The following is an 18,384-nucleotide window of genomic DNA, read 5'->3' as shown; positions in this document are numbered from 1 at the left end:
CGTGAATGCATGGCTGCGGAGCAGGGGACAGGTTCCACTCCCTTCATGCGTTCTCTTCGGACAGGTCGCGAACCTCGCCTACTACTACGGCGTCGTTCCAGAGCTGGCGGATGCTCGCGGAGTCCAGCCCGTGCTCTACCTCGACATGCAGGAGGACCTGCTGGTGGTGCCGGTGGCTTCCAGCGTGGACCAGTTGCTCAACCAGCTTGCCCGGTTCATGGAGCTGCTTCCGGGGGAACCTGACTTCGTCCCGGGCAGATGCTCGACCACGACGTTCCCCTTCGCGGCGGCAGGGCTCGTCGCGCAGGACACGGCACTCGTGGAGATGATGCGCGCGGGCCGCTTCGACGGACTCGTGACCCGGGACGCGGAGAGTCAGCGCTGGATGCAGCAGGTGCTCGACCTGTGACTCCGCGCAGGCTCTGCCTCCTCATCGCCTTCACCGCGCTCGTGACCGCCGTGGGCACGGGCGTGTGGCTCGCGTGGCCCGGACCGGACCTCACCGCTCAGGCGGACCTGTCGGATGAGCCGGTCCACCTGAGCCTCGAATCCAGCGACGACCTGGACAGCGAAGGGAGCGAACCTCCTGACGTCGTCGTGCTGAGCAACGGCATCCGGCTCACCCACGTCCCCTCCAACTGCCACGCGGACACCCGGGGCTCGCTCGCCTGCGAGGACCGCTGCGACTCGGACGACGCGTGCCCCGCCGACACCGTGTGCGCGCATCACCCGGACTTCGGCTTCCGCGACTGCCAGCCCCTGCACCGCTTCTGCGACGACGCGTCGGACTGCACCCCGTCCGATACCTGCCACCCCGTGGACACGTCCGCGTCTGGCCAGGCCCTGCGCCGCTGCGTGCCACAGGGAACGCTGCGCGCCGGGGACCGGTGCACCGGGTACGCACGTGAACTGGAAGGCCGCTGCGCGCCGGGGCTCCTGTGCATCCATGAGTTCTGCGGCCCGCCGTGCGACGTGCACGACCCGGACGCCTGCGCCACCGGCACCGAGTGCGCCCCCAATCCCTACCGCGTCCGCGGCGCCTGCGTCCCCAGCTGCCGCGACCGCGCCTGTCCCCAGGGCGAACGCTGCGAAACGGACGGCCCGGGCGAAGTGCCCATCTGCCGCCCCTTCGTGGGCCCCGCCTGCCTGGACGACGCGCCCTGCGCCGCGAACCAGGACTGTCTGCGCGGCTTCGCCGAGCCCACGCTCGAAACCATGGCCTTCGAGTGCCGCGCCCGCTGTGACGACCAGACCCCTTGCGCGAAGGGCCTCACCTGCGATGAGAGCAGCGGCTACTGCTTCCAGCCCTGCACCCGCGACACCGACTGTCCCACCCCCGAGCGCTGCCACGTCCTCCACCGCCGCGAATCCCAGCGCGGCTGCGGCTTCATCGCGGAAGGGCTCCCCGCCTTCCACCGCTAGCCCCGCGGCAGCTCCACGATGAACGTGGAGCCCTCGCCCAGGACGCTCTCCACTTCAATGTGGCCGCCCATCGCCTCGACAATCTGGCGGGCGATCCACAGTCCCAGCCCGAAGCCGCCGTAGTTGCGCTCGGACACTGCGCGCTCGAAGCGGTGGAACAGGCGCGGCAGGTGCTCCTTCGCGATGCCGATGCCGCCGTCCTTCACCCGCAGCCGGGCCCGGTCTTCTTCCACCTCCAGCGACACGTGCACCGGGTTGCCCCGCCCGTACTTCAGCGCGTTGGAGAACAGGTTGGTGAAGACCTGATCCAACCGCAGCCGGTCCCACTGCCCCACCACCTCCGGCGCCAGCGACAGCTCCAGCGGCGTACCCGAGCGCGCGTACTCCTGCTCGAAGCGCTCGGCCACCTCCCGCACCAGCGCCCCCAGCTCCAGGGGCTCCAGCACCAGCTCCAGCTTCCCCGCGCTCAAGCGCGACACGTCCAGCAGGTCGTTCACCAGCAAGGTCTGCCGCTTCACCTGCCGGTCCACCCGCTCCAGGCCGCGCTTGAGCCGCTCCGGGTCGAAGGCCGCTCCCGACTTCGTCAGCCCCGCCAGCAGGCTCTGCACCTGGAGCTGCAGCGCGCTGATGGGCGTCTTCAACTCATGGCTCGCGATGGACAGGAACTCCTCGCGCAGGCGGATGGCCTGACGCGCGTCCCGGTAGAGGCTTGCGTTGTCCAGGGCCAGCGCCGCGCGCCGGGCCAGCTCCTGCGCCAGCGCCAGGTCGTGCGCGTCGTACGCCCCCTTCGACGTGACGAACGTCAGCGCCCCCAGCGTGTGCCCGCGCACCCGCAGCGGCACGCACAGGTACGCGCACGTCCCGCCCGCCCGCGCGTACGACGGGTCCCCCTCCGACAGCCCCGAGCGCGACTCCGGCCTCCCGGACTGGATGACCCGCGACACCACCGCGAGCCCCGGGGGCGGCACCTCTCCGTCCCCGACGCCCGCCGTGGCCACGCAGCGCACGCCGCCGGACTCGTCCTCCAGGAACACGCCGCAGGCCTCCGCGTACTGCGGCACCGCCAGGTGCGCCACGCGCTCCAGCGTCTCCTCCTCCTCCAGGCTCCCCGCCAGCACCCCGCCGGCCTCCGCGAGGAAGCGCTGCGCCGCCTCGCCGCGCTGGCGCTCGGTGATGTCCACCATCACGCTCAGGCACTGCGGCGGTCCGCTCGCCGGGTGCACGCGCCCCGTCCACATGGCCACCTGCACCGAGCCACCGTCGCGCCGCCGCGCCGCCAGCGGCGCGCCGTCCAGCACCGTGCCCCGCGTGGCGCGCTCCAGGCCCTGGCGGAAGGCCTCCCAGTGCTCCGGCGGCACGGCCGGCAGCACCTTCCCCAGCACCTCCTCCGCCGTCCACCCCAGCATCCGCTCCGCGGCCGGATTCCACAGCCGCACCGTGCCGTCCGGATCCAACAGCATGATGGCCGTGGGGCTCGCCTGGATGATGGCCTCCAGCGTCCCATGCGCCTCGCGCAGCGCCGCCCGCGCCCGCTGCTCGCGCTCCAGCAGCCGCGCCCGCGCCAGCGCCTGCGCCGCGTGGTGCGCCACCAGTTGGAGGAAGGCCCGCTCGTCATCGTCGAACCCGTGCGGCAGGCCGAAGGTGAACACCAGCGCCCCCAGCACCCGCCCGTCCGCCACCAGCGGCAGACACGCGGACGAGTTCGCCGGCCGCTCCGACCCCGACAGCGCGTCCTCCGCCGTCAGCCACACCGGCCGCGACTCGCGCAGCACCCGCGCCACCGGCGAGTCCTCCTCCAGAGGCATCCGCTTCAGCCGCTCCGCCGCGTCCGGCGTGCAGCCCGCGCAGCGCAGGAGCAAGGCGCTCGTCGCGTCCGGCGCCACGCCCCACAGCGCCCCGGCCTTCGCGTCCGCCACCGCCAGCCCCTGCTCCAGCACCACCTCCGCCACGCGCGCCGCGGTGAGCGCCTCCGACAGCTCCGCGGTGACGTGCTGCAGCCGCGCGAGCCTTCCCGCCGCCACCTCCGCCGCCTGTCGCGCCTGCCGCTCGGACGCGTACGCCCGCGCCACGTCCAGCGCCAACGCCGCCCGGTCCGCCAGCTCCTGGAGCAGCAGCTGCTCCGCCGACTCGAACGACGCCGGCTCCGGCGCCTCCCGCCACACCGTCAGCGTCCCCAGCGCGCGTCCGCGGGCCCTCAGCGGCAGCACCAGCACCGCCTCCACTCCCTGCGCCACGCCCGTGTCCAGCACCTCCGCCGCCACGCCCTCGTCCGCGCGCACCCGCTGGGAGAACAGCGCCTGCAGCCGCACGCGCGCCTCCGGCACCGCCGCCGCCGACGCCACCGTGCGCAGCCACAGCCCGTCCTCCGACAACAGCCGCAGCGCGCACGCGGAGCCGAGCAGCGGCACCACCAACCCGCACAGCCGCTCCATCACCGCCGGGGGCTCCAGCGACGCGTCCGCCAGCACCCGCGAGGCCTCCGCCAGCAGCGCCAGCCGCTCTTCAATCTCCGGAAGCCGCGCCCCGTACTGCCGCGCCTCCCCCAGCCTGGTTGCGACCATCGTCATGCCACGTCCCCCCGTTGCACCCGCCATGGGAGCACGCCCCCGCTCGCGGCGCTCTGCGTCCCAGGTCCCGCCATCCCTGACTTCTGCGGATGCTCGACACCCACCCACCGGAAGCGTTGGTGACGGGCACCTGTCTCGTTCCGCGGCCCGGCACCCCCGAGGGCAGGGCGTCCAAGCGCGCACATGGGAACACCCGGAGCGGTTGGAAACCAAAGGAGCGGCAAGGCGCCGGTTGCTCCGGGCCCGGGTTCGGCTAAAGCGGGGGCCGTGAACACACCCCCGGAATCACCGGCCGCCCCTTCGGAGGGGCCGGAATCTCCCAAACGCATCGCGATGCTCGCCCTGAGCGCGCTGGGCATCGTCTACGGAGACATTGGAACCAGTCCGCTCTACGCGCTGCGCGAATGCTTCTCCGGAGTGCACGGCGTGACGCCAACCCCGGCCAACGTGCTGGGCGTGCTGTCGCTCATCGTGTGGTCGCTCATCATCGTCGTGTCGGTGAAGTACATCATCTTCGTGATGCGCGCGGACAACCGGGGCGAGGGCGGCATCCTCGCGCTGATGGCGCTGGCGATGCACCGGCCCCGGGGCCAGTCCCACCGCGCGCGGCCCGTGCTCATCACGCTGGGCCTCTTCGGCGCGGCGCTCATCTATGGCGACGGTGTCATCACCCCGGCCATCTCCGTGCTGAGCGCGGTGGAGGGCCTGAGCGTGGCCACCCCCGTCTTCCAGCCGTACGTGATTCCCATCTCGCTCGTCATCCTGCTGCTCCTGTTCATGGTGCAGCGCAAGGGCACGGCGGGCATCGGCTCGGTGTTCGGCCCCCTGATGACCGTGTGGTTCCTGGTGCTGGCGGTGCTGGGCGTGAAGGAGCTGCTGCACAACCCCGCGGTGCTCTGGTCGCTGTCGCCCGTGCACGGCGTGCAGTTCTTCATGGACAACGGGTGGCACGGCTTCCTGGTGCTGGGCGCCGTCATCCTGGTGGTGACGGGCGGCGAGGCGCTCTACGCGGACATGGGCCACTTCGGCGCGAAGCCCATCCGGCGGGCCTGGTTCCTGCTGGTGCTGCCGTCCCTGGTGCTCAACTACCTGGGCCAGGGCGCGCTGCTCCTGCGCCACGCGGAGGCCGCCCGCAACCCCTTCTTCCTCCTGGCCCCGGACTGGGCCCTGTATCCGCTGGTCGCCCTGTCCACCGCCGCGGCCGTCATCGCGTCGCAGGCCCTCATCTCCGGCTCCTTCTCCACCACCCGGCAGGCCATGCAGCTGGGCTACTGCCCGCGCATGGAGGTGGTGCACACGTCCGCGGAGGAGATGGGGCAGATATACCTGCCCGGCATCAACGCGGCGTTGCTGGTGGGCGTCATCGCGCTGGTGCTGGGCTTCGGTTCCTCCAGCCGGTTGGCGGCCGCGTACGGCATCGCGGTGACGACGACCATGGGCATCACCACCATGTTGGCCTACGTGGTGGCCCGCGAGCGCTGGGGCGTCCGCCGCGCCGTGGCCCTGCCCGTCGCCAGCCTCTTCATGCTGGTGGACCTGTCCTTCTTCGGCGCCAACGTGGCGAAGATTCCCGACGGCGGCTGGTTCCCGCTGCTGCTCGCCGTCTGCATCTTCACGCTGATGACCACCTGGAAGCGCGGCCGGGACATCCTCGCCGGCAAGCTGCGCGCGGCCAGCCTGGGCCTCAAGGACCTCTTGGGCAGCTTCGGGGACCACCCACCCCTGCGCGTGCCCGGCACCGCCATCTTCATGACGGGCAACCCGGAAGGCACCCCGCCCGCGCTCCTGCACAACCTGAAGCACAACAAGATCCTCCATGAGCAGGTGGTGCTCCTCACCATCATCCCGGAGGAGATTCCCCACGTGGTGGCCCAGGAGCGCGTGGAGGTGGAGCCCATGGAGCAGGGCTTCGTGCGCGTCGTGGCCCGCTACGGCTTCATGGAGAACCCCAGCATCCCGGACATCCTCAAGCGCTGCCGGGAGAAGGGCCTCCAGTTCCAGCTGATGGGCACCAGCTTCTTCCTGGGCCGCGAAACGCTCATCCCCACCAAGAAGCCCGGGATGGCCGTCTGGCGCGAGGCGCTCTTCACCTGGATGAGCCGCAACGCCCGCAGCGCCACCGCCTACTTCCGGATTCCGCCCAACCGCGTGGTGGAGCTGGGAAGTCAGGTGGAGCTGTAATCCGGCCCCGTGCCGCACCGGGACTTCACCCCAGGAGTAGAAAAGCTACTCGGCCGGTGCTGCACGTGTTTTGCGGGGCTTGAGGTTTATTCCGCCTCGTAACCCCCTGAAAAGACATGGACAGGGTTCTCAGGGGAGGGGTCGTTTCGACCCGGAGGCGTTGAGAACTGGCTGCCAGACAGCCCTTTACGCAGGGGCTTGCCTGCTTCAAATTGCAGTGCCCCCGTCCGTTTTTTCCGGTTCACGTAGAAAAATACGGCGGGGCAGCAACACTTTCGTCGATGAATCGAGAATCTTTTCGCGGGCCAGAGAAAACTACTGTCCCAGCGCAATAGAACTTGGTTACCCTGCGGCCAGGTGTCCCCCGGCACCCGGCGTCTGAAACGAGGTCAGCCCTTCCATGCTCCAGGCCATCGCCCCCGCTCCCGTGTCGTCCCCGGCTGTCTCCGCGGTGAAGTCCGTCATGCCGTGGATGGCCGAGCCCCGGATGCCCCTGTCGGAGGCGGCGCCGTACACGGTGCTGAGCGCGCAGGAGCTGTACCCGCGCATCTGCGTGCGTGATCCGTACTTCGCGCTGAAGGACGTGACGGTGCTGCCGGGCGAGGTGGTGGCGCGCGTGCCGGTGCAGATGGCGCCGGACGCGGAGGCGATGCCGCTGGGCCTGGGCGAGGCGGGCCGGCACCTGGCCATCCTGGGCTCGTGCGGCGCGGCGCTGGTGGCGCCCAAGGACGGGCAGCACTTCTACCTGGCCAGCGCGGCGCGCGGTCAGTGGCTTTCGCCCACCGCGCAGGAGCGCGCCACGGACATGCTCTGGGCGCTGGCGCAGGCGGAGTACACGGGCAAGCGCACCTGCACGGCGCGCACGCTCCTGTCCTCGTCGGACGGCACGCCGCTGTTCAAGCTGGAGGTGGACTACAACGTGCTGTCCGCCGCCGCCTTCACCCGCCTGTTCGGCGAGGCGCGCCAGGAGATGCGCCGCGAGCCGCGCCCCGCGGACACCGTGCAGCGCACCCCGGAGGAGTGGGCGAAGCTGCGGCAGAACCCGTACAGCAAGCCGCTGGACCTCCAGGACTTCCGCATGGAGGGCGACATCATGCGCTCCTCGCTCGTCGTCACCCCGGAGCTGTGCAAGGGCCACTTCGCCATGCACCCGGTGATGCCGGTGGCGGTCGTCGCGGGCGGCATGACGCGCATGGCGACCACGCTGGGCCGCTCGCTGGAGCGCGCGCCCGGCGCCCGCTTCGTGGCCAAGGACGTGAAGCTGTCCGCGGACAGCCTGGCCTACGCGGGCCAGACGGTGGTGTTCGGCGCGCGCCGCACCCGCGTGCGCGGCGCGGACCACACCTTCGCCTGCTGGGCGTCCGTGGGCGAGCGCGTGGTGGCGCAGCTGGACGTGACCTACACCCGCGTCGACTGAAGCTCCCTGAAGTTCCGCTGGAGCGCACCCGAAGCGCTGTCGACGCGCGGCTCCGCGTCCCCTTTCAGGCCCACTCGATGTCGTAGTCCACGCGGTCGATGCCCTGCGGCTTCGCGGTGGCCTTGCCCGTCAGTCCCAACACCTTCAGCGAACCGGTGAGGATGCCCACGTGGTACGCGGGCGGCATCATGTCCCGGCGCATGCGCAGGGTGCCGGACTTGGGGCCCGTCGTGAGGTACTCGCGGTTGCCGTAGGACACCGCCGCGCTGTACGCCATCTGCGCGCCCGCGAAGAGCTTCTGCGGATCACCCCGGGAGATGATGCCGAACACCAGCATCCCCGGCCCGGTGGAGTAGCGGGTGATGCTCACCTCGCCGCACGCGTGGAACACCGCGTCCTGGGCGCCGAGCGCGCCCTCCAGCAGGTCCGCCGTGTTGTACAGCAGCGTGAGGAACTCCCGCGCCGGGTACGAGCGCAGCTCCGCGTAGTCGTGGTTCAGCTCCCCCACGCGCAGCTTCTCCATGCCGATGGCGCCCGCGTGCTGCTGCACCAGGCCGAAGACGGACTTGAAGATGAGCCCACGGATGGAGTCCCCCGACTGGAGGATGGCGATCCGGGCGGCGAGTTCGGCCTTGTCCGACGGCATGACTTCCACTCCTTGGTTCACGGGCGAACCCGGGGCCAGCTTAACGGCCCAGGTTCACCTGTCGACAAAGCGCTTCACCGGGCGTCGCACCCGTCCCGACCTCCCATGTCCGGTGCCCGGGACAACGCGGCAGGTTCCGAGTGTCTTTCGCGCTCCCGGCCGGGGGCCCGTCAGCGCTCGTCCAGCAGCACCGGCGCGAAGCCGGCCGCGTCGCACGACGCGAGCACGTAGCGCACGCCCGCCCGTTCACCGGTGAAGCCCGCGGGGATGCCGCTCGAGTGCAGGTGGCCGTACACGCACACCTTGGGGGCGAACGCTTCGATGGGGGCGCTGAAGGCGGTGGCCCGCTCGTTCGCGTACACGGGCGGGAAGTGCACCGCGACGATGCGGGTGAGCGGCGTGGGGGAGGCCGCCTCCTTCTTGAGCGCGTCCTCCAGCGACGTGTTGAGCCGGCGCGTCTCACGCTCCACGTAGCCGGAGTCCCCCTGCTCGTCGCCCATCTCCCCGCCGGGCATGGGCGGCGCTTCCGGCGCGGTCCACAGCCGCGTGCCGGCGATGACCCACGGCCCCAGCACCACCGCGTTGTTGTGGAGGAAGCCCTCCAGCGTGCGGAACGGCTCCAGCAGCTTGCGCAGCTTGGACGCGGAGTCGCCCCACCAGTAGTCGTGGTTGCCGCGCACCAGCACCTTGCGCCCCGGCCGCGCGTCCAGCCACGCCAGGTCCTCCATCACCTCGTGGGGACGGGTGGCCCAGGAGATGTCGCCCGCGACGATGACCGCGTCCTCCGGCCGCACCCGTTCGTCCCACGCGCGCTGCAGGGGCAGCGGGTGGTCCGTCCAGCCGAAGCGGTGCATGTCCTTCTGCCGGGTGGAGGGCAGGTGCGTGTCGCCAATTCCGAAGAGCCGCATGATGCTGGCGTCATAGCGGATGCCCTGGCCCCATGTCGGCCCTTCCAGCGCGGCGCCCGTCCGGACGGCCTCCCGCCACCGTCCGCCAATGGTTCAAATAGTGATTAATACAAGAAATCGTGTAACAAAACGTTACGTCATGGATGTCCTGAAACACGGCAGTGCGGCATCCATGCACCAGGTCGGACTCCGCGTGAAGACGGTGGGTCCTGGGATGTAGGTAATTCCGTGATTTCAGGTGTTTGAAGTCACGAGGAGCGCCGCGCGCCGGGTGCGGGTGGAGCATGCATGCACCGGTCGCGGAAGAAAACTGGACGAAGGTGACGGGATGGAAGCGGCTGGCACGCACGGTGCTGAGGAGGCGTGGAGTTCCTCCCCCGAATTTGGAGTCCCCTTATGTCAACCTTCCGCAATCCCTTCGCGGCGGCGGCCGTCGCCCTGGTGCTCTCCGCGTGCGGTCCCCAGACGCAGCCCACCGAGGCCCCTCCGGCCGAGACGCCGTCGCAGCCTTCCCCGGACACGGCGGGCAGCACGCTGCCGCGTGAGCTGGATCCGCTGTTCGCGCAGGCCGCCCAGGAGTTCAACGTCCCGGTGGAGCTGCTCAAGGCGGTCTCCTACGCGGAGACGCGCTGGCAGATGGTGCGGGGCGAGGCGGAGTTCCCGGGCCAGCAGCCGGCGTTCGGCCTGATGGCGCTGCGCGGTGAGGACCTGGAGCAGGGCGCGGCGCTGGCGGGCGTGACGGCGGAGGCGGCGCGCACGGACGCGCTGTCCAACCTGCGCGCGGGCGCGGCGCGGCTGTCCCAGCTGGCCACGGACGCGAAGGTGGAGCGCGGGGACCTGGCCGCGTGGGCGCCGGCGGTGGCCGCGCTGAGCGGCATCTCCAATCCGGAGGCGCAGGCGGAGCACGTGCACCGCTCCGTGTACGCGGTGATGAACGAGGGCGCGGTGGAGCTCAACCAGGACGGCTCGGTGGCCGTGTCGCTGGAGCCCGTGAAGGTGGAGGCGAAGTTCGCGCGTCCCCAGGTGCGCGCCATGGCGGCGGGCCCGGACTACGGGGCGGCCGTGTGGCGCCCGTCGCCCAACTACAACGCGCGCCCTTCCGGCAGCACGGGCGACCCGTCGATGATCATCATCCACACCTGTGAGGGCAGCTACTCGTCCTGCTGGAGCTGGCTCACCAACAGCGCCTCGGGCGTGAGCGCGCACTACGTGGTGAACGAGAGCGGCAGCGAGGTCTCCCAGCTGGTGCGCGAGGCCAGCCGCGGGTGGCACATTGGCGCGACGTACGACTCGTCGCTCAACGGCGGCAAGGAGAGCTGGCTCAACGGCGTGTCGGCCAACCACTTCACCATCGGCATCGAGCACGGCGGCTACGCCAGCCAGACGTCCTTCCCGGCCGGGCAGATTGACGCGTCCGCGAAGCTGTCGTGCGACATCGCGCGCGACAACGCCATCATCAAGGACAGCTACCACATCGTGGCGCACGGCCGGTTGCAGCCGTCGAGCCGCACGGATCCGGGCCCCAACTGGCCGTGGTCGTCGTACATCAGCAAGATCAACAGCTACTGCGGCACGGCGACGCCGACCGGTGAGATCATCATCGACAGCAACAGCGCGAACAACGACGCCTCCAAGGCGAGGTTCTCGTTGACGGGCGCGTGGACGGCGGGCTCGAGCGCCGGCTACTACGGCAGCGGCTACTACTACGCGTCCACGGAGGCCATCTCCGCGCCGGCCACGTTCGAGTTCTACCTGCCCACCGCGCAGACGCGCACGATTGACGCCTGGTGGGTGGCGGGCACGAACCGCTCCACCACGGCGCCGTTCATCGCCTACAACGCCGCGGGCAGCGAGGTGGGCCGCGTGTCCGTCAACCAGCAGGCCAACGGGGGCAAGTGGGTGCAGCTGGGCACGTACAGCTTCTCCGCCGGCTGGAACAAGGTGCAGCTGAGCCGCTGGACGACCCCGGGCTCCGTGGTCATGGCCGACGCCGTCCGGGTGCGCTGACGTGATGCACGAGGGCCTTGAACGGCGGAAGCGTTCCGGGCCCTCGCGGGCACGGCGGTGGTGGGCCGTGCTCGCACTGCTGGGCGCCATGGGCTGTCAGGGCCGCTGCGGCGGCGCTGCCGCGGTCCCGGTGCCCGGCGCCCTGTCGGAGGCGGAGCGGCGGGCCCTGCCGGGCACCATCGTCTTCCTCTCCGAGAGGGCGGGACAGAAGGACGTCTGGCGGGTGACGCCCGCCGGAGAAGAGACGCAGGTCACCTTCGCGCCGGAGGACGAATATCCCGGCCCGCTGTCGCCGGACGGCCGCACGCTGCTGGTGATTGCGTCGGGCGAGGCGAACGGGCGCGTCTTCCAGCAGCTGCGCCTGCAGCCGCTCGAGGGAGGCCGCCAGGTGGCGCTGCATCCGCCCCGGCCCCGGGCGCGCAACGCGAGCTGGGCGCCGGACGGCACGTGGCTCGTGGCGGAGTCCGACGCGCAGGGCTTCAGCGACGTGGTGCGCGTGCTGCCCCAGGCGAACGCGGTGGACACGCGGCTGACGCACGTGAAGGCGGGCTGCTTCGAGCCCGCGGTGTCCCCGGACGGCACGGAGGTGGCGTGCGTGTGCAGCGGAGACGGGGACCCGGAGGTCTACGTCTTCCGCGCGGACGGCACGGGCGAGCCCCGCCGCGTCACAACGTTCTACATGGAGGACCGGACGCCGCAGTGGAGCCCGGACGGCAGGTGGCTGCTGTTCGTGAGCAACCGCGAGCGCAAGGAGCGCCTGTACCTGGTGCGCGCGGATGGCTCGGACCTGCGCGCCCTGTCCGGAGAAGGCTTCGCGGGCGACGAGCGCGAGGCGGTCTTCAGCCCGGACGGCAAGCGCGTGGCGTACGTGGCCCGGCTTGCGGACGGCAAGAGCCGCATCTGGGTGGCGGACGTGGCGGGAGGCGCGCCGGTGGCGCTGACGGACGGACAGCACCGCGACGACATGCCGGCCTGGAGCCCGGACGGCAAGGCGCTGGTGTTCGTCTCCGAGCGCGACGGCGACACCGACCTGTACCTCATGCGCCCGGACGGCACCGGCCAGACGCGGCTCACCACGGCGCAGGGCGCGGACTGGCTGCCGCGCTGGTTCGCGCCTCGCTAGCCCGCGCGCTGGCGCAGCGGTTCGGGCGCCGTGGGGGCGGCGGGGGCTTCCAGGGGCACGCTGAAGAAGAAGGTGACGCCCCGGTCCGGCTCGCTCTCCACCCAGATGTGGCCACCGTGGGCCTCCACGATGAGCCGGCTGATGTAGAGCCCCAGCCCCAGCCCCTTGCCGTCCGCCGAGCGGCCGTCCTCCGTGCGGTAGTACTTGTCGAACAGGCGCGCCGCGTCCCTGGGAGAAAGGCCCGCGCCCTGGTTGGTCACCGACACCACGGCGTGGTCGTGCACGGCGGAGAGCCGCACGTCCACCGGCGTCCCCATGGGGCTGTACTTGAGCGCGTTGGTCAGCAGGTTGGTCACCACGCGCTCCAGCCGCGCGGCGTCCATGGGCACCGGCGGCAGCGGAGCCTCCAGGTGCAGCCGGAAGCGCTCGCGCGAGTCGGGCGGCACGTCGCGCTCCAGCACCTCCTCCAGGAAGCGGCCCAGGTCGCGCGCCTCGCGGCGCAGGTTCACCCGGCCGGACTCCAGCCGCGACCCCTCCAGCAGCTCCTCGATCATCGTGCTCATCCACTCCACGTTGTGGATGATGGCCTGGGCCATGATGCCCTCGCGCTCCAGCTTCCGCTCGTGCAGCGCGCGCTGGAGCAGGTGGGCGCGCAGGTTGATGGTGTTCAGCGGGTTGCGCAGGTCGTGGGAGATGAGCCCCACGTACTCCTCGCGCAGCTTCTCCAGGTCCCGGCGCTCGGTGACGTCACGCAGGATGGCGATGCGCGTGGCGTCGTCCTCGCCCTCCAGCGGGCTCAGCCGCACCTCCAGCGGCACGCTGGTGCCGTCCTGCCTCTGCCCGGACACCAGCCGCCCGCCCCTGGCGCGCTCCGGGCCCTCTCCGGCGGAGGCCGGGCCGTGGAGCCCCTCCGGCACGAGCAGCTCCACCTCGCGGGCCAGCAGGGCCTCCCGGCGGTAGCCGAAGACGCGCTCCGCCTCCGCGTTGGCGAAGCGCACGCGGCCGCTGGCGTCCACCACCACCATGGGGTCCGGCGCGGTGTCCAGGAAGGTACGGAAGCGCTCCTCGGAGGCCTCCAGCGCGGCGGTGGCCCGCATGCGTTCGGTGTCCAGGACGTCCAGCGCCCGCGCCGCCAGCAGCACCAACGTGACGCCGCCAGCGGCCACCACCGTGGCGAAGAGGGGCAGCTTCGCGTCGTGGCTGAGCCCGCCCGTCAGGTGGATCAACACCAGCGTCAGCCCCAGCACCGGCGGCCCCAGCAGCGTCACCGGCACCAGCCGCCGCGCCACGAAGCCGCCCAGCGTGTCCCGGGTGAGCCGCGCCATCAGTCCCAGCTCCGGCCGGGCGCACAGCGTGCCCATGGCCAGCAGCATCAGCACGCAGGTGGTGTGCAGCCCCATGCTGCGCTCCTGGAAGAACGGAGCGGCGACGGGCGTCACCAGCGGGCCCAGCAGGAAGCCGTTGAGCCCCGTCAGCGCCGCCATCAGCGCCAGCACCACCAGCGCGTCCGACCACGACAGCCGCTGCGGGTGGCCCCGGTCCACCAGCGCCAGCGCCGGGCCCAGGAGCATCAGGCACAGCGCCGTCAGGGGCGACGGCGGGACGCCGGGTGACGCGCCACCGTCCTCGCCAAAGACGCGCAGGAACAGCGCGTCCAGGCCTCCGTTGCCCCCGGTGATGACGCCGTCCACGAGGCTCGCCGCGCCCAGCAGGGCCGTGGCCAGTGCGAACACGGTGCCCAGCCGGTGCTGGAAGCGGCGGGGATGGGCCGGCAGCCGCAGCCCCAGCGCGGCCCCGCCCAGCATCAACCCCAATGCGGCGCTGGGACGCATGGCGGGGATCGCGGCGCCCATGGACTTGAGGACCATGACATCCAACGCCCAGCCCACCAGCACCAACAGGCCCACCAGGCCGGCGGCCACCGCGGAGCTGCGCGCAAGGGCACGGACCAACGCCGTGCTTCGTGGCATGGATCGGCCGCTCATCATCCGCGTCCCCCCGGAACGCCAGCCCTGCATCCTGCCACAACATCTCGTGCCAGGGGCCCCCCCGGCTATGGGACGCCGGGGTTGGGGGGATGTCCGTCCTAGGCGGGGATGTCCGGCCTGTCCAGGGTTGGGTCAGGGTGCGTAGCGGCCTGGATACACGGTGAGGACGACGCCCAGCCCCGGGCCCACATCGACGTTGCGCGGCACGTACGTGTCGGTGCCTTCCACGGACAGCTGGAAGGAGGATGCCCCGGCGCCGGAGTGCACGAAGAGGAACAGCCCGTGGGCCGCGGTACCCGCGGAGTCCACGGACGTCAGGTCACCGGACGGGTAGTAGACGCGGTCCGCCAGCTCGGCGCGGTTCAACGCCACGCGCGCGCCGCTCACGGGCTGGCCGTTCAGGTCCACCACCCGGCCCAGCACGAAGCCCGCGGAGGCCAGGGTGGCCGCCGGGTCCCCGGTGTGGCCCTGGAGGCGCGGCGCACCCACGGCGGCGCCCAGCTGATCCACGAACGCGATGGGGAGGGCCCACGCGTTCGCGTCGATGATGTCCGTGCGCGGACGGGTGCCGGTGAAGGCGGTGTCGTAGACGAGCGTGGTGCTGCGCACGAGGCCGTCGTGCACCAGGCCCACCGCGAGCCCCTGGTGCATGTCGCGCACGGGCACGTCGGTGATGCGGAAGGCGCCGTTCTCGGCCACCTCGCCGGTGGCGAAGGTGGCGGCCGCGTCGTTGACGGCCACGCGCAGTGGCTCCTCCACGGTGAGCGCCACCCCTGTGAGAGATGCCGGCGCCGCGGCCATGCCCTCGGCCTCCGGGAACACGCGTGCCTCGCCGGTCACGAGGATGCGAAGGTTTTCCAGGTCCACCGCCTCGGCGTCCTCGGTCCGCACGCCGGGGTCCGGTGTGAAGCCGCCGTCGCCACAGGCCATCGCCAACAGCCCGAGCACGGCACCACCCGCCGCCCGAATGAAGTGTTTCATCGGGCGGCAACATCTTCACGGCGGGAGGGGCACGCAATCCGTCCCCCGGTGTCGTTCGTCCCCTTCAAGACGCACCGCCGCGCTCGCGGGCCGGACGCCCCGGACACCGGGCCCTCCGGGTGTTGAAAACACGTCGGCACCGGGAGCCTGCCTTCCGCTGGAAACGGAAGGCGGTCGCCCGGTGCCGCGGGTCACGCCAGGGAGGAGGAGGCGGAGCGGCTACCAGCCCGACCCGCTCCTGCCGGAGGAGCCGGAGCTCTTGCCGGTGTTCCAGCCGCCGCCGCTGCTGCTGCCGCTGTTGCCGCTGTTGCTCCGGCCGCTGCTGCCGCTGTTGCCGCTGTTGCTCCGGCCACTGCTGCCGCCGCCGCTGTTGCCACTGGGAGGGGTGCTCCAGCCGCCGCTGCTCCGGCCACTGTTGCCGCTGTTGCTGTTGCCGCTGTTGCCGCGGTTGTTGTCCTTGTCGTCGTCGCGGCTCTTGCTGGCCGGGGTGTCCCAGCCGCCGCTGTTGCGGCTGTTGTCCCGGTCATTGTCCCGGTCGTTGTCCCGCGAGTTGGTGGAGGGAGCGACGTTGTTGCCGCGGCCCCAGCCGGAGCTGCTGGGAGGCCGGGCGCCGGTGCCCGTGCCGCCGGGGGGCGGGTTGCGGCCCTGGTTGACGGGGGCCGGAGCGGGTGCGGGCCGCGAGGGGGCGATGTTGTTGCGGCCGCCAGGGACCGCGGAGGCCGAGTGGCTGTTGCTCCAGCGGTAGCCCCGGCTGCCGCGGTCGTAGGAGTAGCCCGCGCCCCACGAGCCGTGCGGGTAGAAGTCGTGCTGGTGGCGGCCGTGGAAGTTGCAGTACGCGCCGCTGGGGGTGGGGTGGTAGTCCCAGTACCAGACCACCGTCGGGCCCCGGTAGTAGTAGACATTGTCCGTGTAGACGTAGGACGCCTGGGGCGGCTGGTAGTCGTGGACGTGGGCGTAGTCCTCGGGGCACCAGCCGCCGCCGTAGTCGTCGGGGACGGGGTGCGCGCCGGCGAACCGGTACTCCACCACGGGCGCGGGGGCGACGTAGGCCACGCGGCGGACGGGGCGATGCGAGTGGGCCTCGACGACACAGCCCGTCCCCATCAGCAGGGCCACGGGGACGACCAGGGCGAGCAAGCGGTTCATGAAGAAGTCTCCTGTCGCGGAAGTGGACCCTCAAAGCGTCCCGCTTCGCAACCTCTGCCCCCCATGACGGCCGGCCGTCCCGGAAATTCACCCGGAACGCCCGCCCGCCGGGAAGGCGAGGGGCCCGCCTGATATGACACCCGGGTCGCGGCCCCTGGGGGCGCCGCGCCTTGGGAGGCATGCGGATGTCGGATGTGGATTTCGGACGCGCGATGGGGGCGTCCTGCGCGCTGCACCCGGGGCGGGAGGCCACGGGCACCTGCGCCCGCTGCGGCAACTTCACGTGCGACACGTGCAGCCAGGACGGCGCGTCGCCGCGCTGCCCCACGTGCCGGGAGCGCTCCGGCGCCACGTTCCCGCTGAACCGGGAGACCTGGAACTTCAGCAACCTGTGGGACGTGTGCTGGGCGGCGTTCCAGCGCGAGTGGGGGATGCTGTCGCTCGCGGTGTTGGTCTACCTGGGCGTGTCCCTGGGAGCGCAGCTGCTCATCAACGTGGCCACGGCCATTGGCACGGCGGTGGACAGTGTCGTCCTCGCCGGGGTGCTGAGCATGGTGGGGCTCGTGGCGCAGCAGCTGGTGCAAGGCCTGGTGCAGCTGGGCCTGCTGCGCGTGTGCTTCGACGTGCTGCACGGCGGCCGCGCGGACGTGGCGCGCCTCTTCAGCCAGATGCACAAGGCGGTGCCCTATACGCTGACGATGCTCCTCGTCTTCGTCATCGTGCTGGTGCCGCTGGCCCTGCTGTTCTCCCTGGGCTTCCTCGCGCTCGTGGGCACGGGCCTGCTGAGCGGCGTGGACCTGAACTCCTCATCGGACGAGGTCTGGAACGCGCTGGTGCCCATCCTCGGCATGATGGGGCTGGGGTTCCTGGTGCTGGTGGGGCCCATCGTGTACCTGGCGTTGCCGCTGTACCTGGTCCAGCCGGAGCTCGCGTACGACGACGCGCCGCCCTCGCCCTGGGAGGTGCTGCGCCGCAGCTGGGAGGCCGCGCGCGATCAGCGCCTGGGCATCCTGGGCGTGGGGTTCGCGGGGGGCGCCGTCATGGTGGCGGGGGTCTTCGCGTGCTGCGTGGGCTTCATCCCCGGCATGGCGCTGGCCCAGCTGCTCATCGCGGGGATGTTCCTGGCCCTGCGCTCCCCGAGGAATGAAGACGCCGCGGAGTCCTTCCCGGGCTGAACGCCGCGGGGAGCACGGGAGGCGCGCCTTCGCGAAACGGAAGCGAAGGCGCGCGGGGGACTTCAGTGCACCAGCCGCTCGGAGAAACCCGAGCGGGGCACGGCGACCTTGCCCAGGCACGCGAGGATGTGCTCGCGGTACTCGGACAGCTCGCGCAGGCCGCACAGCATCCACCGGCCGCCAATCACCAGCGTGGGCACGCCGCGCACGCCGCGGCTGCCGGCCAGCCGGTGCTCGTCGTAGATGAGCCGGCGCGTCTCTTCCGAACGGAAGGCCGCAGAGAACTGGTTCATGGACAGGCCCACGCGCGACGCCAGCTCGAACACCACATCCGAGCGCGACACATTGACGCCCTGCTCCAGCGCGGCGCGCTGCATGGACCGCGCGAGGAAGGCCCGCGCCTGCGGCCCCTGCAACCGCGCCGCCTCCAGCGCCGCCAGCGCCGGAACGCTGGAGCGCGGTGGATCACCGCTCAGCCACAGGTCCGTGGAGAGCAGCGAGGCCGTGGGGTCGGGTTCGCGCTGCGCGCGCTTCACCTCTTCCACCAGCCCGCGCACTTCGCGCTCCGTGGGCAGGACGTCGTGCAGACGCAAGGGGTAGGGACGCACGCTCCAGCGGACGGCATCGCCAAACTCCTGGCGAAGCACCTCCAACCGTTGGTCGGCGAGGTAGCACCAGGAACAAAGCACATCCTGGTAGACGGTGATCTGCAGCGGCTTGTGCAGCGTTTTCATCGGGGGTCGCCAGATTAGAGGCGCATCCCCGCCGCTGCCAACACCCACGGACAATCCGCGCCCGAAGGCATTCCCGTATTCCTGAGGAG

Annotated in this window: 14 protein-coding genes; 7 read left to right on the top strand and 7 right to left on the bottom strand. The window is 71.5% G+C overall.

Features of this window, described 5'->3' with window-relative positions; all coding sequences use genetic code 11:
• Position 1: 1 nt before the first annotated feature.
• Positions 2-409: a hypothetical protein gene (locus D7V80_RS08410; protein WP_147447021.1), complete on the top strand. Its 408-nt coding sequence runs from the start codon at positions 2-4 to the stop codon at positions 407-409.
• On the top strand, positions 406-1,422 hold the full coding sequence (locus D7V80_RS08405) for a hypothetical protein (protein WP_120587656.1): 1,017 nt from the start codon (positions 406-408) through the stop codon (positions 1,420-1,422). Before D7V80_RS08410 ends, D7V80_RS08405 begins: the two co-directional genes overlap by 4 nt.
• Here D7V80_RS08405 and D7V80_RS08400 read toward each other — a convergent pair.
• Positions 1,419-3,989 (bottom strand): GAF domain-containing protein, encoded by a 2,571-nt coding sequence (locus D7V80_RS08400; protein WP_120587655.1) that lies wholly within the window; start codon positions 3,987-3,989, stop codon positions 1,419-1,421. The genes D7V80_RS08405 and D7V80_RS08400 overlap by 4 nt on opposite strands.
• Positions 3,990-4,172: 183 nt before the next feature.
• Here D7V80_RS08400 and D7V80_RS08395 point away from each other — a divergent pair, with 183 nt between their 5' ends.
• Positions 4,173-6,170 carry a potassium transporter Kup gene (locus D7V80_RS08395; RefSeq protein ID WP_370452472.1) on the top strand — a complete coding sequence of 666 codons (1,998 nt, stop codon included), beginning with the start codon at positions 4,173-4,175 and terminating at the stop codon, positions 6,168-6,170.
• 400 nt (positions 6,171-6,570) lie between these two features.
• Entirely contained in the window at positions 6,571-7,587 is a 1,017-nt protein-coding gene (locus tag D7V80_RS08390) for a hypothetical protein (RefSeq protein WP_120587653.1), read from the top strand.
• Between the two features lie 64 nt (positions 7,588-7,651).
• Here D7V80_RS08390 and D7V80_RS08385 read toward each other — a convergent pair whose 3' ends face one another.
• Entirely contained in the window at positions 7,652-8,233 is a 582-nt protein-coding gene (locus D7V80_RS08385) for a DUF2378 family protein (protein ID WP_120587652.1), read from the bottom strand.
• A 170-nt stretch (positions 8,234-8,403) separates the two neighbouring features.
• Positions 8,404-9,141 (bottom strand): metallophosphoesterase, encoded by a 738-nt coding sequence (locus D7V80_RS08380; RefSeq protein ID WP_120587651.1) that lies wholly within the window; start codon positions 9,139-9,141, stop codon positions 8,404-8,406.
• Between the two features lie 396 nt (positions 9,142-9,537).
• Between D7V80_RS08380 and D7V80_RS08375 the strand changes: the two genes are divergently transcribed.
• Entirely contained in the window at positions 9,538-11,148 is a 1,611-nt protein-coding gene (locus D7V80_RS08375) for an N-acetylmuramoyl-L-alanine amidase (protein ID WP_120587650.1), read from the top strand.
• Between the two features lie 76 nt (positions 11,149-11,224).
• On the top strand, positions 11,225-12,271 hold the full coding sequence (locus tag D7V80_RS08370; RefSeq protein WP_199738442.1) for a PD40 domain-containing protein: 1,047 nt from the start codon (positions 11,225-11,227) through the stop codon (positions 12,269-12,271).
• On the opposite strand, the gene D7V80_RS08365 is transcribed toward D7V80_RS08370, so the two are convergent.
• From D7V80_RS08365 to D7V80_RS42180, 3 genes are all read right to left on the bottom strand, one after another.
• Complete coding sequence (locus D7V80_RS08365) at positions 12,268-14,241, bottom strand: cell wall metabolism sensor histidine kinase WalK (protein ID WP_147447020.1); 1,974 nt, start codon at positions 14,239-14,241, stop codon at positions 12,268-12,270. The genes D7V80_RS08370 and D7V80_RS08365 overlap by 4 nt on opposite strands.
• A 150-nt stretch (positions 14,242-14,391) precedes the next feature.
• Complete coding sequence (locus D7V80_RS08360) at positions 14,392-15,240, bottom strand: carboxypeptidase-like regulatory domain-containing protein (RefSeq protein ID WP_120587647.1); 849 nt, start codon at positions 15,238-15,240, stop codon at positions 14,392-14,394.
• Between the two features lie 219 nt (positions 15,241-15,459).
• Entirely contained in the window at positions 15,460-16,386 is a 927-nt protein-coding gene (locus D7V80_RS42180) for a hypothetical protein (RefSeq protein ID WP_199738439.1), read from the bottom strand.
• Between the two features lie 185 nt (positions 16,387-16,571).
• On the opposite strand from D7V80_RS42180, the gene D7V80_RS08350 reads away from it, so the two are divergent.
• A complete protein-coding gene (locus D7V80_RS08350; RefSeq protein WP_120587646.1) occupies positions 16,572-17,561 on the top strand; it encodes a hypothetical protein in 990 nt (329 codons plus the stop codon).
• A 62-nt stretch (positions 17,562-17,623) separates the two neighbouring features.
• On the opposite strand, the gene D7V80_RS08345 is transcribed toward D7V80_RS08350, so the two are convergent.
• Positions 17,624-18,295, bottom strand: coding sequence for a DsbA family protein (locus D7V80_RS08345; protein ID WP_120587645.1), 672 nt, complete (start codon positions 18,293-18,295; stop codon positions 17,624-17,626).
• Positions 18,296-18,384: the final 89 nt, after the last annotated feature.

The organism is Corallococcus sp. CA054B (assembly GCF_003611625.1).
In the GTDB taxonomy this organism is placed as follows: Bacteria; Myxococcota; Myxococcia; order Myxococcales; family Myxococcaceae; genus Corallococcus; species Corallococcus coralloides.
The sequence above is the reverse complement of the archived record's forward strand: the minus strand, read 5'-3'. Positions and strand labels throughout refer to the sequence as shown.

Excerpts from the sequence above, each read along its gene's own strand:
- D7V80_RS08400 (WP_120587655.1), bottom strand. The coding sequence starts at position 3,989 with ATGACGATGGTCGCAACCAGGCTGGGGGAGGCGCGGCAGTACGGGGCG.
- D7V80_RS08395 (WP_370452472.1), top strand. The coding sequence starts at position 4,173 with ATGGGAACACCCGGAGCGGTTGGAAACCAAAGGAGCGGCAAGGCGCCG.
- D7V80_RS08390 (WP_120587653.1), top strand. The coding sequence starts at position 6,571 with ATGCTCCAGGCCATCGCCCCCGCTCCCGTGTCGTCCCCGGCTGTCTCC.
- D7V80_RS08385 (WP_120587652.1), bottom strand. The coding sequence starts at position 8,233 with ATGCCGTCGGACAAGGCCGAACTCGCCGCCCGGATCGCCATCCTCCAG.
- D7V80_RS08380 (WP_120587651.1), bottom strand. The coding sequence starts at position 9,141 with ATGCGGCTCTTCGGAATTGGCGACACGCACCTGCCCTCCACCCGGCAG.
- D7V80_RS08375 (WP_120587650.1), top strand. The coding sequence starts at position 9,538 with ATGTCAACCTTCCGCAATCCCTTCGCGGCGGCGGCCGTCGCCCTGGTG.
- D7V80_RS08365 (WP_147447020.1), bottom strand. The coding sequence starts at position 14,241 with ATGCCACGAAGCACGGCGTTGGTCCGTGCCCTTGCGCGCAGCTCCGCG.
- D7V80_RS08360 (WP_120587647.1), bottom strand. The coding sequence starts at position 15,240 with ATGAAACACTTCATTCGGGCGGCGGGTGGTGCCGTGCTCGGGCTGTTG.
- D7V80_RS42180 (WP_199738439.1), bottom strand. The coding sequence starts at position 16,386 with ATGAACCGCTTGCTCGCCCTGGTCGTCCCCGTGGCCCTGCTGATGGGG.
- D7V80_RS08350 (WP_120587646.1), top strand. The coding sequence starts at position 16,572 with ATGTCGGATGTGGATTTCGGACGCGCGATGGGGGCGTCCTGCGCGCTG.
- D7V80_RS08345 (WP_120587645.1), bottom strand. The coding sequence starts at position 18,295 with ATGAAAACGCTGCACAAGCCGCTGCAGATCACCGTCTACCAGGATGTG.